Source organism: uncultured Ilumatobacter sp. (assembly GCF_963980585.1).
Classification (GTDB): domain Bacteria; phylum Actinomycetota; class Acidimicrobiia; order Acidimicrobiales; family Ilumatobacteraceae; genus Ilumatobacter_A.
The window spans coordinates 1-14,589 of record NZ_CAXCAM010000060.1; the positions used below are offsets into that span (position 1 = coordinate 1).

Genomic DNA, 14,589 nt, shown 5'->3' on the forward strand with positions numbered 1-14,589 from the left:
CGGTAGATCGTCATCGATCGTGACCGACCGACGTACCGGAACTTCGAACCGAGTAACAACTCGCGGAGAATTGCGAAAGTGACACCGATTGATGAGAACGAATCATGGATCAGCAGAGTGCCGCCATCCTCGACCCGTGCGCCCCAGGACACGATGTCGGCTCGTGCCGGGGCGTACCGGTGCGCGCCATCGACGTACAACACGCCAAGGTCACCGGCGACCTCAGTGTGCGCATCATCGGAGAACATCCGGAGGTGACGCACCCGCCCGGCTACGCCGGCATCAGCGAGGTTCTTGTTGAAGATCGCATGGTCGCTGTCCGCCTCGTCTGCGTAGCCATCGATCTGTTGTGGCCCGCGATCGTTGCCGGCGTGAGGATCGATCGCGATCACCTGCACCGACGGGTCAGCAGCCATTGCCAGGACGATCGTTGAGCGTCCCTGAAACGAGCCGATCTCGACGACTTGACTGCCGTCCGGGCAGCGAACAGCACTGTCGTACAGCGTCGATGCCTGCCCCGGGGTCATCCACCCGTCAACCTCGGCCACCTGCGCCATCACCGAAACAAGCGCGGGACGATCGAATTGCGGCCTGCCAGGTGCGTTGTCCATGTGGTCAGCCAGCGTAGACGGCGATGCCATAGATCACGATCCAAGCGAGGCCCAGGATCTGCAAGATGCGGTCCTTGGTAAAAACCTCCTCAGGGGCTCCGCCCCCTCCCTGTTCGAGCACAAGCAGATACCGCAGGAGTGCTGCGAGCATCGGGACGATGGAGAGTTCGTAGAGCGGGAAGTCGAACTCGCCGAGCGCGTCTGCTTCGGCACTGGTCTCGAAGGCCCAGACGCAGTAACTCAGAAGGGCAGCACCACAACTGATCGACAGCACGATCCGGAGGTAGCCAACGGTGTACATTTCGAGCGTGGCGCGCGTGCCTGCCCCAGGCCCCAGGTCGTTCAACTCGGCATAGCGCTTGCCGGCAACGATGAAGAGGGAGCCGAAGGTGGTGCACAGCACGAACCATCGCGACATCGGCACGTCGACGGCCACGGCACCTGCTCCGGCGCGTAAGACGAAACCGGATGCGACCACCAGGAGTTCGACGACGGGGATGTCTTTCAGTCCGAAGTTGTAGGCGAGGTTGACAACGAGGTAGATCCCAATCACCGCCACGGTTTGCCAACGGCCCGTCAGGCCAGCCAGACCGAGCGCAACGAAGGGAGCAATGACGCCAACCGCACGCGCAGCGCTGATGGGCACATCACCGGCAGCAATCGGTCGATCGCGCTTGGTCGGGTGCATCCGGTCCGCCGTGACGTCGATCAGATCGTTCCAGTAGTACACCGCCGATGCGGCGAAACAAAACGCCACGAACACAATGATCGTCAGGCCGAGTTCGCGGCCCTGATTCAGCACACCGGCGGCGCCGGGCGCGGCAAACACCAGCACATTCTTCAGCCACTGCTTGGGCCGAGCGGTGCGAATCAGGCCCGAAATCACTGCGCTGACCATAGCGCCCTGCAGGTAGCTGCGGGGCACCTGACGTTGTCCGGTCTGACTGACCAGCGTTGTTCTATCCGGCCGACGCCGGCAGCCAGCTGGGTTGATGCTTGCCAACAAACACGGCAGTGTCCGCGTCGAGGAGGAGTTCGCGGTCGCCTACGGAGTCACCGTACGCGGTGAGATGCACTCCTTGGCGACCGCCGACATCGGAGCAGTGCTCATCGAGCCAGGTGTGTACACGGCGTACCTTCTCGGGGCCACGACAGTTCTGGCCGCTCAAGTCACCCGTGAACGTTCGGTCCGACCCGACCGCAAGTCGCACAGCGAGCACATCGTCCACGGCAAGCAAGCCGCCGAGTGGACGAAGATAGACCTCGAACGAGGCTGAGACCAGCAGCACGATGTCGCCGGCAGCCTGATGCGCACGCAGCATCTCAAGTGTTTGCGGTTCAAGCCAGGACGTGTGCACCATTCGGGCGAATTCGGCGGCATGTCGACCAATGTCCTGCACTGAACGGTCCCGAAACGCGGCACGTGCCGAGGCTTCCTTCAGTGCGTCGCGGTCCCGCCGCACAAGCGCGGGCACCGTGTGGCGTGCATTCACGACGAGCTTCAGCGACAGCTGGGGTGTGCCTGCAACACGACGGAGGAACGGGACGACACAGTCACGGGTGGTCAGCGTGCCGTCGACATCGAAGGCCGCGACTCGGGGCCGATCGCTGCTCACTGCCCGCGGGCGGGGATCGCCTCGAGCGCATCCCAAAAGGCGGGCCAACTCTTTGACACGACTCCCGGGTCGTTGACCTCGATGCCATCGACAACCAGTCCGAGGATGCCAAAGGCCATACCCAGTCGGTGATCGTGGTGCGTGTCGAGTGTGGCAGCGTGCAGGAGGTCGGTCGGGGTGATCAGGAGACCATCGGCCTCGACGGTGATGTCGGCACCAGTTTTGGCGAGTTCGTCTGCGAGGTCGCCGAGCCGATCGCTCTCTTTCTTGCGGATGAAGCCCACCCCCGTGATCCGCGTCGGCGTGACAGCTTGCGTTGCGATCACGGCCATCGTCGGGACGAGGTCCGAGATGTCGGACATGTCGATCTCAATGCCTCGCAATGGCGTGTCGCGCCGGCGCATGATGACCGTGTCGTCAGCACTCACCGTTGCGGTGCAGCCCATTTCAACCAGGACGTCAACGAAACGAGCATCGCCCTGCAACGCATTGGCGCCGAGACCCCGCACGCAGACCGCTCCCCCAGCCATCGCTGCAGCAGCGAGCGGATAGCTCGCCGACGATGCGTCCGGCTCGACTCGATAGGCCGCACCGAAATAGCCGCCCTCGCCAACGTGGACGCGACGGTCGCTCAACTCAATGTCCTCGGCACCAAAGGCTGTCATCACCGCGCGCGTGATCTCCACGTACGGACGCGATACCAAGGACGTGGAGAGCCCGAGCCGCAGTCCACGGCGGATGTACGGCGCGACCAACATCAACGCCGAGACGTACTGGCTCGAGACATTGCCTGGCATGACCACCGCGTCGGCACCGCGCAACGGTCCACTGACGGTGACCGGCAGGTGGCCGGGCCGGTCACCCGGTTCCAGCGTCGCGCCAAGCGCGATCAAGGAGTTGTGAAGCGGCCCCATCGGCCGGCTCCGCAGTGGCGGATCCCCATCGACGAGGTACGGCCCAGGGCCGATCGCGGCCAAGGCGGTGATGAACCGTGACGTCGTACCGGCCAACCGCGTCGGCAGGGTGATGGGACCGGCGGGGAGGTTGCCGGCGCTGCCCACGACGGCGCCGACCAAGTTTCCGTCGCGCTTCGAGACGGCGACCGGGATACCGAGCCGATCAAGGCAGTCCAGCATTGCCGAGGTGTCGTCACCCGGGGCCACGCCGGTGATCTCACTCTCACCATCGGCAAGTGCAGCACAGATCAGCGCCCGATTGGCAATGCTCTTCGACGGCGGCACGACCACGTCGGCGATGACCGGCCCATCAGCTCGGCGAACGCGATGAGACTCGCTCATGAGAGCGCTTGCACAGACGGCCGGAACCCTCGAGCGATGAGGCCGCCACGGAACACTTCAGACGTGGTCTCGTCAATCAAGACGACGGCGACACCTCGGTTGCTCTCGGCCAAGTGGACCACTTCGAAGTTGGCGATGTTGACGCCCAGCTCGGCAGCCAGAGTGAACACCTCAGCCGCCGCGCCAGCGCGGTCGGGGATGGGGATGCGGACCTCGGCGAGGTCCTCCGGACGGACGACACGCGACGGAAGATTCGTCCGTGCTTCACGTGCCGCTTGCAACCGTGCGCGCAGCACGTCGTGGTCATCGACAGCAACGACATCGCGTATCTCGCTCAGACCGGCGATCAGACCGTCGAGTGCGCTCATGATCGCAACTTTGTTCTCCGAACAGATGTCGATCCAAATATCTGGTTGGCCGCTGGCGACACGTGTCATGTCGCGAAAGCCCCCGGCAGCAAGCCGGAGGAGCGCAGCGTGCTCCTCAGCCCGTTCGCTGGCCATTCCCATCAGCGTGGCGGCCGTGAGGTGCGGCACGTGGCTCACGACGGCGACGAGTTGGTCGTGGCGCTCGGGACTGAGCGCCACAACATCGGCACCAAGTGACGCGATGATGCTGTTGACCTGGGCAAATGTTGCATCGTCACTGGTTTCGAGCGGCGTGAGCACCCAGACCGCGCTGTTGAAGAGATCCGCCTGGGCACCGTCGAGGCCGTCGAACTCGCTTCCGGCCATCGGATGCCCGCCGACGAAGCGACGGTTGTCGTGCGCACGACACACCGGGCCCTTGACACTGCCGACGTCGGTGACCAATCCCGTGGTCTCAGCGAGCGCTCGTTTGACCTGGTCGGCTACGGCGAGCACCGGTACCGCAACGAAGGTGATCTCGGCCTGCTGGTCGAGACCTGTTGCATCGATGACTCCACGTTCGAGCGCGGCCATAAGGGTTGGCTCGCGGGCGTCATCGCCCGACACGGTCCACCCGCGCTCTTGCAACGCCAGTGCGATCGACCCACCGATCAGGCCGAGGCCAATGACGTTGGCTCGCCGCTGCGGGGCACTCGACATGTCGGTCACGATGGCGAATCGTACTGGCGGGCGGATTCAGCGACCGCCTCAATTGTCAAGCGACGCTCGGCGGCAGTGAGTTCGCGCCAGTCACCTGGAACCAGCGAACGGTCGAACAGTGGACCGATGCGGGTCCGCACGAGGCGGGTCACCGGATGACCGACCGCATCGCACATCCGCCGCACCTGCCGGTTGCGGCCCTCGTGGAGAGTCAGCCGCAGCAAGCCGGCTTCGGGCTGGGACACCCTCGCTGGCGCAGTGATGCCGTCCTCGAGTTCGACGCCCTGACGCAGTTGTCGAAGCTGCCCGGCCGAGAGCGCTCCCCCGCTCACCTCGGCGAGATATTCCTTCTCGACGCCGTGCGACGGGTGAGCGATGCGATTGGCCAGGTCGCCGTCGTTGGTCAGCAGCAGCAGACCCTCGGTGTCGGCGTCGAGCCGCCCAACGGAAAAGACGCGCGGCTCGCTCGGCACGAGTTCCACCACCGTTGGCCGGCCGTGCGTGTCCTTTGCCGTCGTGACCACTCCCGCGGGCTTATTGAGCAGGTAGTACACGAGTCCGGGCCGGACTCCGATCGGGGCACCGTCGACCTCAACTCGGTCGACATCTGCATCGACGCGCCGCCCCAGTATCGCGACCTCACCGTTGACCGTGACGCGGCCCTCTGCGATCAGTTCTTCACAGACGCGGCGGCTTCCCCAACCAGTGGCGGCCAGCACTTTCTGCAGACGCACTCCCTGGTGGAGCTGTGCACTCTGTTCTGCCAATTGTTCCCACAGCGGCGGTTCGAACCCGGCGCCCGCACCGTTGTCGTCAGTCACGAGACATCGTCGGAAGGCAGTTCGACAGCCGGATCGCTCTGCACTGCGGCATGCACCGCAGTGGGCGCCACGTCGATTTCAGGGGTGACCCGTAGCCCGTGCTCAAGGAGCTCCACAACGTCAGCGCCAGGGATGAACTCAGCGATGGCCGGCAGGTCGTCGAGCGATTCGAGACCTAGCTTCTCGAGGAACGTTGCTGTGGTGCCGAACAGAATGGCCTGGCCCGGTCCATCATCGCGAGCGACCTCGTCGATGTAGCCACGGGCCTGCAAGGTCCGGAGCACACCGTCAGGGTCGACCCCGCGAATTGCTCCGACCTGGGCACGAGAGATCGGCTGCTTGTATGCCACGATCGCCAACGTCTCGAGTGCAGCGCCGGAGAGTCGCGCCCGCTGATCATGCAAGAGAAACCGCTCGACATATGGCGTCACGTCGGCCGCTGTCTGGTAGCGCAAGCCACCGGCCACGCGAACGAACTCGAACCCGTTGCCGGCTGCGGCGTAGGACTCGGCGATCTCGTCGCACCACGTGTCAATCAAGGTCGTCGGCTGTTCAAGCAGTTGTGCCAGCAGGTCCGCCGGGACCGGGTCATGGGCAACGAGCACAATCGCTTCGATGGCCCGTTTCAACGCGCGGACCTGATCACCGATGGGCTCAAAAGGGCGGTCCGGTTCGGGCGCACCTGCGCTGGCTGGAGTCGGAGAATCAGTCATGTCAGTCATGTCAGCCTTCGTAGGCGTCGATCAGGATGGAATCGGTGTCGAAGTCCTCGTCAACGGACCACACGACGTCGATGTCACCGAAGCGTTCGGGTTGTTCGAGTTCGACGGCACCCTGCTTGAAGAGTTCGAGGAGCGCAAGGAAGCGCACGATCACGTCAATTCGGTCGGCGAACTGCGACGTGAGACGTCGGAACGAGATCTTCCCAACACGGGGCAGTTCGTCGAGAAGTTCAGCGACAGCATCGGCGACCGTGACCTTGATCGGGTTGACGTGAAACAGGTCGACCACCGGCTTGGGCCGCGGTGTGAGCGCCTTGATTGCGGCGTTCTGGAATCGCTTCAGGCTGGTGCCCTCGAGCATGTCCGGGAGCACGGCGTTGAAACGTTCATCGGGCCCGACGACCCGCGGGAATGTCTTGTCCGCTTCATCAGCGAGACGAGCAAACACTCCAGCAACATCCTTGAAGGTCTTCGCTTCGAGCAGTCGAGCGAGCAACATGTCGCGCTCTTCCCACAGGGCAAGTTCGTCGTCGAGATCGATATCGCCGGTGTTCGGCAACAAGCGGCGGGCTTTGAGATCGACAAGGGTCGCTGCGATGAGTAAGAAGCTGGTGGCGATGTCGAGATCAAGTTCAGCGAGCCGCTCCAGCTCGACAAGGTATGCATCGACGATGGTCGACAGGTTGATTTCGTAGATGTCGACCTGTTCCTTCAAGATCAACTGCAGCAGCAGATCGAACGGCCCTTCATAGACCGGTGTTGCGACATCAACCATCTGGGGAAACGATACAGAAGCGGCGGTGAGTCCAGCGGTATCGTCTCTGACGTGACCGATCCAGCAGCATCTTCCACCAAGCCCCGCGTGCTGTCGTGCATGCAGCCGACTGGTGATGTCCACCTCGGGAACTACCTCGGTGCGCTACAACCCTGGGTCGCTGGACAGCATCGCAACGATGCGTTCCACGGCATCGTTGACCTGCATGCGCTCACCGTGACCGACAAACCAGGGGTCGTCGGTCAGGCTGCGGTTGAGCTGGCCGCCATGTTCTTCGCGGTGGGACTCGACCCCGACGTCGCAACTGTGTTCGTCCAAAGCCATGTTCCCGAGCACAACCAGCTGGGCTGGGTCATGGAGTGCACCATCAGTTTTGGCGAGTTGTCGCGGATGACACAGTTCAAGGACAAGTCGGCCAAACGCGAGCAGGACTTCATCAGCGGCGGGCTCTTCACCTACCCCGCTCTGCAGGCCGCCGACATCCTGCTCTACGACACCAATCAGGTCCCTGTCGGCGACGACCAGCGCCAGCACATCGAGATCACCCGCGATGCCGCCCTCAGGTTCAATCATCGGTTCGGCGAGACGTTTGTGCTCCCCGAAGCAGTCACACCCGCGGCTGGCGCGCGAGTGATGAGCTTGCAGGACCCCTCTTCGAAGATGTCGAAGTCTGACGATTCCGATGCCGGTTGCGTCTACCTCACCGATGATCCCAAGGCGGTCATGAAGAAGTTCAAGCGAGCGGTCACCGATTCCGAGACTGGGCCCGATTCGGTGCGCTTCGACCGCGAGATCAAGCCAGGTGTCAGCAATCTGCTCGAGATCCATGCCGCCGTCACCGATCGCACACCTCAGGCTGTTGCGGAGGAATTCGAGCAGTACGGCGCCTTAAAGGTCGCCACTGGCGAGGCGGTGTTGGCCGTGCTCGATCCAATCCGCGAGCGTTACAACGAGTTAATGGAGGACCGCGGAGAGCTTGCGCGGCTGCTCAAGATTGGCGCAGAGCGAGCCAGAGGCGTTGCCGCTGCAACCCTCGAGCGGGCGTACACGAACATCGGCATGTTGCCGGCTTGAACGACCTCGACCGGCGCGTCATCGCGCTGGCCCTTCCCGCGCTCGGCACCTTGGCGGCGGAGCCGTTGTATCGCCTGGTCGACACCGCGGTGGTTGGTCGGCTCGGAACCGATCAACTCGGCGGACTCGCCATCGCAGTCGCGATCCTCTCGCTCGTGATCGCAAGCAGCAATTTCATCACTTACGGTACGACGCAGAGGGTGGCTCACCGTCTCGGCGCGCAACACGACACGGAAGCGGCCAACGTCGGAGTGCAGGCGGTGTGGCTCGGCGCAATGGTCGGAATTGCCGCCGTGCCCGTCTTGATCCTGGGTGCCGAACCGATGGCATCAGCGCTGGGTGCCAGCAACGAAGTATTGGACTTCGCCGTTGAGTATCTGCGTATCGCTGCGCTCAGCGTGCCGTTCGTCGTCGTCTCGCTCGCAGCACAGGGAGTACAACGCGGCGCATCTGACTTCCGAACGCCACTGATCATCTTGGTCTGCTCGAACATCGTCAACGTGGTCGTTGAACTCATTCTGGTGTTCGGATTCGACCTCGGCATCGCCGGGGCCGCATGGTCGACGGTGGTTGCCCAAGTGGGTGCCGGCATCGCATTCCTGGTCGTCATCCAAGGCCGGCTCAAGGCCGCTTCGCAACGACGACCAAACTGGCCCGAGATGTTGCCCCTGCTGACCGCCGGGCGCCATCTCCTGCTCCGCGTTGGCTCAATTCTGGCTGTGTTCACCGGCGCCACGGCCATTGCGGCGCGTATCGACGACGCCACGCTTGCTGCCCACCAAATCGTGGTCACGATGTTCCTCTTTCTGGCGCTCACGCTGGATGCTTTGGCTGTTCCGGCCCAGACGTTGGTCGCCGAGGAACTGGGACGCGTCGAGCGTGGGGTCGACGGCGCCGATGCGCTGGTGCTCGCTCGCCGCGTCGTGCGCCTGTCCGTGATCTTTGCGACGGGACTCGCCGTCGTGATTGCCGCAGCGTCACCGCTGCTTGCTCGCGCGTTTTCCACCGACGGGGACGTGATCAGCCGGGCGACCAGCGGGCTGCTCATCCTGGCCGTTCTGCTCCTCCCCGGTGCGGTTGCATTCGCCTATGACGGGATCCTCATTGGTGCAGCCGACTACCGGTTCATTGGACGCGCGTCATTCGCCTATCTGCTGGCAGTCGCGCCAATCGCGGCGGTCGTCATCGTGACGCCATCACTCGGAATCGTAGGAATCTGGCTCGGCCTGCTGGTGTGGATGACACTCCGGGCCATCGTCAACCATCGCCGGACAGCCACCGTGCTTTCCGGCAAGCATCACGCGTGGTCTGACGCCTTGAGTGCCTCGTAGGCCAAACCCTCGCCCGCAATCAGTTCGGCGGTGATCGGATCGGAGCCGGCCGCAACAGCCATCCGGGCACCGATCGCTTCATGGTCGTGGTACGCAGCGAAACGCGTGGTTCGAGGACCGACAATGGTTGCAATGACACGGCCGAAGGTACCGAGCCGGCATTCGATCTTGCCGACATCATGCAGGATCGCGCCAGCGATCTCTGCCCTACTCGCCGCCGGTCGCTCCACGACGAACCGCTGAGCGACGAGCGCGCTGTGCCGGCGATCCTGATTGTTGAGTTGGACCCAGAGGGCACGTTCGCCTGGCAGTAGGTGTTCATCGACCCATGCCTCGTGCTCGGCCGGCGGCGGCGTCGGGGCCAGTGAAGTGACGAAGCGGGCGACGAGGTGCCAGACGCCCGTCGGGCTGAGCGACAGCGACGACATCAGTGCAGTGTGGCGCGGGGATGCGCCGAGCGGTACACGTCCCACAATCGCTCCTGGCTGACTCGTGTATAGATCTGCGTTGTCGAGATCGAGGCATGACCCAGCATTTCTTGGACAACGCGGAGATCCGCGCCGTGGTCAAGCAGGTGAGTGGCGCAACTGTGCCGCAGCACGTGCGGCGAGAGTTGCTCCGAGATACCAGCTCGATCGCCGTACTTCTTCACGATCAGCCAGGCGGCCTGACGTGTCAGACGCCCGCCGCGTGAGTTGAGAAAGACCGCCTCCGCGTCGCCTCGCTTCTGCCACTGAGCCGGAATCAGCCGCTCACGACCTCCTCTGCCGAACCATTCTTCGATGGCCGTTTGGGCTGCTCCACCAAAGGGAACCAGCCGCTCCTTTGCGCCCTTGCCGTACAGCAGCACGAGCTTGTCATCGAGGTTGATGTCGCCGATCGACAGGCCGACTGCCTCGGAGATCCGGGCACCGGTCGCATACAACAGCTCCAACAACGCCCGGTCACGAGTATGCAGCGGCTCGGTGCCGATGACCGCGTCAAGCAGGCTGCTGACCTGGTCCTCGGTGAGCGGTTTGGGAATACCGGACGGGACTCGAACGCCCTCCAACTCCGCTGCCGGGTCGTCTGGGCGTTCGCCCTCAATCGACAGATAGCGATGGAGCATCCGAATCGCAGCGAGTTGACGCGCAATCGATGACGTTGCTGCATCCGATGCGCGTCGCTCGCCGACAAAGTCGACCAACTCGCTGTGCGACACCGACCACACCGTCCGGTCGCGTCGATCGAGCCAATCGCAGTACGCAGTGAGGTCACGCCGGTAGGCCGCGAGCGTGTTCGCAGATCGACCTTTCTCAGCCACCATCCACGAGAGGAATTCCTCGATGGCGAGGGGTAGTTCGGCGCGAGCCATCAGCCGGCGTCGGCGCTCCGCAGTCGTCGATCGGTGAGCAGCAATGCCGTGACGGTCTTCGCATCACGGATTTCGCCGCGATCGATCATGACGAGCGCGTCGTCCAGCGGTACGTGCATGATTTCCATGTGCTCTTCTTCTGGTCCCTGGCGGTCGGTGGCCGTGGGAGTGCAGTTGGTTGCGAGGTACAGCGACGTGACCGAGTCAGTCATGCCCGGTGAGGGATAGATCTCGCCCAAGAGAGCAAGCTCACCGGCGACGAGACCTGCCTCTTCGACCAGTTCGCGACGGGCTACTTCAGCCGTTGGTTCACCTTCGATGTCACGCATCCCAGCGGGGATTTCAATGACGATCTCTTCATAGGGCGGGCGGTACTGGGTCACCAGCACCACTGAGGCATTGCCCTCGGCATCGAACACGATCGGCAGGACACCGACGGCACCCGGCGAACGAACAATGTCGCGGTGGAACGTGGAGCCGTCCGGCGCTGCGTACTCAGCAGTGGCGACGTGCCACACGTAGCCCTGGTGGACCTTCGACTCGTTGAGCCGCCGAAATCCAGCGGGTGCGGTCACGAATGCAACGAGGGCTCGGAAGGCACCGACGCGTCGGCCACTGGCTCATCCGTGCCGTCTGTTGCCGCCCGCCGCTCGAGGGCCGCGGCGATGAGTTCGCGGAACAACGGATGCGGGCGGTCCGGGCGGCTCTTGAACTCTGGGTGCGCCTGTGTCGCGACCCAGAACGGGTGCCCGGGAAGTTCGATGAACTCGACGAGGCGGTTGTCGGGTGATGTGCCTGAACACCAGAGGCCGTGCTCTTCGAGTTGCCCTCGGTACTGCTCGTTAAATTCATAGCGGTGGCGGTGTCGTTCGCTGACAACCGGTTCGCCGTATGCCTCCGCGATCTGTGAGCCGCTGGCGAGCACGGCGTAGTACGCACCCAGCCGCATGGTGCCACCCTTGTCCTCGATCCCGCGTTGGTCCAGCATGAGGTCGATGACTGGGTATGGCGTGGCGGGGTCGAACTCTGTCGAATTCGCATCTGCGAGTCCGACCACGTTGCGGGCGTAGTCAATGCTCATGGCCTGCAGCCCGAGACAGATGCCGAGGCAAGGTACCTGTTCCTCGCGTGCGTAACGGGCGGCGGCAATCTTGCCTTCGACACCGCGATGGCCGAAGCCGCCTGGGATCACGATGCCGTCGAGATGGCTTAACTGGCCTGCGGCGAGAAGCCCTTCGACGTTCTCAGACTGGATCCACTCAATCTCGACATCGGCGCCGTGGTGGAATCCGGCGTGCTTCAGACTCTCGACCACCGATAGGTAGGCGTCGGGCAGTTGGATGTACTTGCCAATCAGGCCAATGCGGACCGGAGTTGTGGCGGCTTCAACCTTGGCGACGAACTGCTGCCAGTACGTGAGGTCAATCGTTCCATCGAGTCGGAGTACGTCGCAGACAAAGTCATCGAGGCCCTCGTCGTGCAGGATGAGCGGCAGCTCATAGATGTTGTTGGCGTCCGCTGCGTTGACCACGGCCCGCTCTTCCACATCACACATTGCCGAGACCTTGCGCTTCAGGTCGTCGGACAGCGGCTCTTCGCTGCGACACACGATGACGTCGGGTTGGATCCCCCGGCTGCGGAGTTCGGTCACCGAGTGCTGCGTCGGCTTGGTCTTCTGCTCGCCGGCAGGGCCGATGAAGGGAACGAGCGTGACGTGGATGTAGCAGACGTTGTCGCGGCCCACCATGTTGCGGAACTGGCGAATCGCCTCAAGGAACGGAAGGATCTCAATGTCGCCGACCGTGCCGCCGACTTCGGTGATGACCACGTCGACGTCGTTGCGTGCGACACGTTCAATGCGTCGCTTGATCTCGTCGGTGATGTGCGGGATGACCTGCACGGTTTTGCCGAGGTAGTCGCCACGTCGTTCGGCGGCCAACACTGACTGGTAAATCGAACCAGTCGTGGCATTGGAATTGCGCGAGAGATTCTCGTCGATGAAGCGTTCGTAGTGTCCGAGGTCAAGGTCGGTCTCGCCGCCATCGTCGGTGACAAACACTTCGCCATGCTCAAACGGGTTCATCGTCCCCGGATCGATGTTGATGTACGGGTCAAGCTTCTGCATCGTGACGCGGTAGCCACGGTGTTTGAGCAAGCGACCAAGTGAGGAGGCTGTGAGGCCCTTGCCCAGGGAGCTGGCAACGCCTCCTGTCACGAAAATGTGCTTGGGCATTTCAGACCTCCGTCAAAGAACATCACGACGGGATCTCACCCTACCGCGTTGCGAATCAAATTTCATACGGGTAGCTCCGCAAGGAGTTCGCGGGCGTGCTCGCGGGCCAATTGAGTTGACGAGCCCGACAACATCCGGGCGATTTCGTCGACGCGTTCATCACCTGGGAGATGTCGAGCGGTGGCGAACGTGGCGCCCTTCTTGACCTTCTTTGACACCGATACGTGGGCGTCGGCTGTGGCGGCGACTTGGGCCAGGTGGGTCACGACCAGTACCTGGTGGTGGCGGCCGAGCGCTGCGAGTGCGTCGCCGACGGCCTGTGCCGCTTCGCCCCCGATTCCGGCGTCGACCTCGTCGAAAACCAACGTGTCATGAGCGCGGGCGCCGGACGCAGCAGACAGGACGAGTCGCAACGCCAGCATCGCTCGGGCAAGCTCGCCACCCGATGCCACGCGGGTCAGCGGCAACATTGGCGATCCCGGATTAGCAGCGAGGAGGAATTGCACGCGATCCCCCGGGTGGTCGTCGCCATGCTCTCCAACTTCGACGGCAACCGCCGCATTCGGCATGGCCAGAGTGCGTAGCCGCTTCTGTACCGCAGCTGCCAGCTTGGGCGCCGCTGCCCTGCGGGCACGCCCGACCGCTTCGGCAACGGCGCGCTCTTCGGCGAGGACCGACTGGCGTTGCGCATCCAACACAGCAGCGCGCTCGTCGAAACTCTCCAGTTCGCGGAGCCGATCTTCGGCTTCGGCGTGAAAGGACATGACTGCAGACAGACCATCGCCATATTTGCGTTGAAGATCGTTCAGCGCCTGGCGCCGAGCGCGAAGCACAGAGAGCCGGTCAGGTGACTCATCAATGCCGTCAGCAATATCGCGCACTTCGGCCACGAGATCATCGACCTCGGTGAGCAACTCGCGGAGTCGTGCGGCCTGGGCCGTAAACGGCTGTCGGCCGTCCAACGCTAAGAGCGCCCGCCCGAGAACATCACGAGCACCATCATCGTCGGCGAGCACTGCATACGCACTGCCTCCGGCTTCGCGGTGGGCAACGGCGTCAGCGAGCACTGACTCCTCGGTGTCGAGCAGCCCGTCCTCACCGGCATCGACAACGTTTGCGGCATCGAGTTCAGCGACTTGGTACCGGAGCAAATCAATCTCTCGGGCACGCGCCCGAGCATCACCGCCCAACGTGACCAGCGCCGCATCGATTTCTGCCAGCCTGCCACGCGCCGAGCGCAGTGGACCGATGTCGACGTTGCCATACTCGTCGAGTGCAGCCCGCTGCGTGGACACCGACAGCAAGTTCTGGTGCGCATGCTGTCCGTGCAGATCGACTGCATCCGCAGCTGACTCAGCGAGCAGTGTCGCCGTCGCCAGGCGACCGTTGACATACGCCCGGGAACGACCCTCTGCCGGAATGACCCGACTCAGAATGGTCTCTGTGCCATCGGCTGCGACAAAACGACCATCGACTCGCGCTTCGGTCGTGCCCTGCCGGACCATTGCGGCATCGGCTCGACCACCGACGAGCAAATCGATCGCGTCGACGAGCATCGTTTTGCCGGCTCCGGTTTCGCCCGTCAGCGCTGTGAGCCCAGCGCCGAGCATCAACTCGAGTCGCTCGATCACGCCCAGGTTCTCAATGTGGAGTTCGGTCAACACGTTGTCAAGTATGACAACCCAGA

General features: G+C 63.4%; 15 protein-coding genes. 2 read left to right on the forward strand and 13 right to left on the reverse strand.

All coding sequences use genetic code 11. The annotated features are described in order from the left end of the window. The 8 genes from ACH2DW_RS14000 to ACH2DW_RS14035 form a co-directional block, all read right to left on the reverse strand. The coding region (locus tag ACH2DW_RS14000) for a class I SAM-dependent methyltransferase (protein ID WP_394930364.1) at positions 1-611 on the reverse strand (611 nt) is incomplete at its 3' end. A gap of 4 nt (positions 612-615) precedes the next feature. Then, entirely contained in the window at positions 616-1,617 is a 1,002-nt protein-coding gene (locus ACH2DW_RS14005; RefSeq protein WP_394930365.1) for a decaprenyl-phosphate phosphoribosyltransferase, read from the reverse strand. After that, entirely contained in the window at positions 1,571-2,227 is a 657-nt protein-coding gene (locus ACH2DW_RS14010; protein WP_394930366.1) for an HAD-IB family hydrolase, read from the reverse strand. The genes ACH2DW_RS14005 and ACH2DW_RS14010 overlap by 47 nt, the downstream gene beginning before the upstream one ends. Continuing rightward, the gene (gene aroA, locus ACH2DW_RS14015) at positions 2,224-3,525 is read right to left on the reverse strand and encodes a 3-phosphoshikimate 1-carboxyvinyltransferase (RefSeq protein ID WP_394930367.1); all 1,302 of its coding nucleotides are present in this window, start codon (positions 3,523-3,525) and stop codon (positions 2,224-2,226) included. The genes ACH2DW_RS14010 and aroA overlap by 4 nt, the downstream gene beginning before the upstream one ends. Beyond that, positions 3,522-4,592 carry a prephenate dehydrogenase gene (locus ACH2DW_RS14020; RefSeq protein ID WP_394930377.1) on the reverse strand — a complete coding sequence of 357 codons (1,071 nt, stop codon included), beginning with the start codon at positions 4,590-4,592 and terminating at the stop codon, positions 3,522-3,524. The genes aroA and ACH2DW_RS14020 overlap by 4 nt, the downstream gene beginning before the upstream one ends. A gap of 5 nt (positions 4,593-4,597) precedes the next feature. Further along, entirely contained in the window at positions 4,598-5,359 is a 762-nt protein-coding gene (locus tag ACH2DW_RS14025) for a pseudouridine synthase (protein ID WP_394930378.1), read from the reverse strand. Positions 5,360-5,409: 50 nt separating this feature from the next. After that, positions 5,410-6,135 carry an SMC-Scp complex subunit ScpB gene (gene scpB, locus ACH2DW_RS14030; protein WP_394930368.1) on the reverse strand — a complete coding sequence of 242 codons (726 nt, stop codon included), beginning with the start codon at positions 6,133-6,135 and terminating at the stop codon, positions 5,410-5,412. A 1-nt stretch (position 6,136) separates the two neighbouring features. Further along, positions 6,137-6,910 carry a segregation and condensation protein A gene (locus ACH2DW_RS14035; RefSeq protein ID WP_394930369.1) on the reverse strand — a complete coding sequence of 258 codons (774 nt, stop codon included), beginning with the start codon at positions 6,908-6,910 and terminating at the stop codon, positions 6,137-6,139. 51 nt (positions 6,911-6,961) lie between these two features. On the opposite strand from ACH2DW_RS14035, the gene trpS reads away from it, so the two are divergent. Both trpS and ACH2DW_RS14045 read left to right on the forward strand, forming a co-directional pair. Continuing rightward, positions 6,962-7,984, forward strand: coding sequence for a tryptophan--tRNA ligase (gene trpS, locus ACH2DW_RS14040; RefSeq protein WP_394930370.1), 1,023 nt, complete (start codon positions 6,962-6,964; stop codon positions 7,982-7,984). Further along, the gene (locus tag ACH2DW_RS14045) at positions 7,981-9,315 is read left to right on the forward strand and encodes an MATE family efflux transporter (protein ID WP_394930371.1); all 1,335 of its coding nucleotides are present in this window, start codon (positions 7,981-7,983) and stop codon (positions 9,313-9,315) included. The genes trpS and ACH2DW_RS14045 overlap by 4 nt, the downstream gene beginning before the upstream one ends. Here the strand turns inward: ACH2DW_RS14045 and ACH2DW_RS14050 are convergent. The 5 genes from ACH2DW_RS14050 to recN all read right to left on the reverse strand — a co-directional run. Continuing rightward, positions 9,282-9,743: a hypothetical protein gene (locus ACH2DW_RS14050; protein ID WP_394930372.1), complete on the reverse strand. Its 462-nt coding sequence runs from the start codon at positions 9,741-9,743 to the stop codon at positions 9,282-9,284. The two genes, ACH2DW_RS14045 and ACH2DW_RS14050, sit on opposite strands and share 34 nt — an antisense overlap. Continuing rightward, entirely contained in the window at positions 9,743-10,669 is a 927-nt protein-coding gene (gene xerD, locus ACH2DW_RS14055) for a site-specific tyrosine recombinase XerD (protein WP_394930373.1), read from the reverse strand. Before xerD ends, ACH2DW_RS14050 begins: the two co-directional genes overlap by 1 nt. Continuing rightward, positions 10,669-11,244: an NUDIX hydrolase gene (locus ACH2DW_RS14060; protein WP_394930374.1), complete on the reverse strand. Its 576-nt coding sequence runs from the start codon at positions 11,242-11,244 to the stop codon at positions 10,669-10,671. The genes xerD and ACH2DW_RS14060 overlap by 1 nt, the downstream gene beginning before the upstream one ends. Then, positions 11,241-12,902, reverse strand: coding sequence for a CTP synthase (locus ACH2DW_RS14065; protein ID WP_394930375.1), 1,662 nt, complete (start codon positions 12,900-12,902; stop codon positions 11,241-11,243). Before ACH2DW_RS14065 ends, ACH2DW_RS14060 begins: the two co-directional genes overlap by 4 nt. 62 nt (positions 12,903-12,964) lie before the next feature. Beyond that, a partial coding sequence (gene recN / locus ACH2DW_RS14070; protein ID WP_394930376.1) for a DNA repair protein RecN occupies positions 12,965-14,589 on the reverse strand: 1,625 nt, incomplete at its 5' end.

Coding starts and splice junctions, on each gene's coding strand:
- aroA (WP_394930367.1), bottom strand. CDS start 3,525: ATGAGCGAGTCTCATCGCGTTCGCCGAGCTGATGGGCCGGTCATCGCC.
- ACH2DW_RS14020 (WP_394930377.1), bottom strand. CDS start 4,592: ATGTCGAGTGCCCCGCAGCGGCGAGCCAACGTCATTGGCCTCGGCCTG.
- scpB (WP_394930368.1), bottom strand. CDS start 6,135: ATGACTGACATGACTGATTCTCCGACTCCAGCCAGCGCAGGTGCGCCC.
- ACH2DW_RS14035 (WP_394930369.1), bottom strand. CDS start 6,910: ATGGTTGATGTCGCAACACCGGTCTATGAAGGGCCGTTCGATCTGCTG.
- ACH2DW_RS14050 (WP_394930372.1), bottom strand. CDS start 9,743: ATGTCGTCGCTGTCGCTCAGCCCGACGGGCGTCTGGCACCTCGTCGCC.
- xerD (WP_394930373.1), bottom strand. CDS start 10,669: ATGGCTCGCGCCGAACTACCCCTCGCCATCGAGGAATTCCTCTCGTGG.
- ACH2DW_RS14065 (WP_394930375.1), bottom strand. CDS start 12,902: ATGCCCAAGCACATTTTCGTGACAGGAGGCGTTGCCAGCTCCCTGGGC.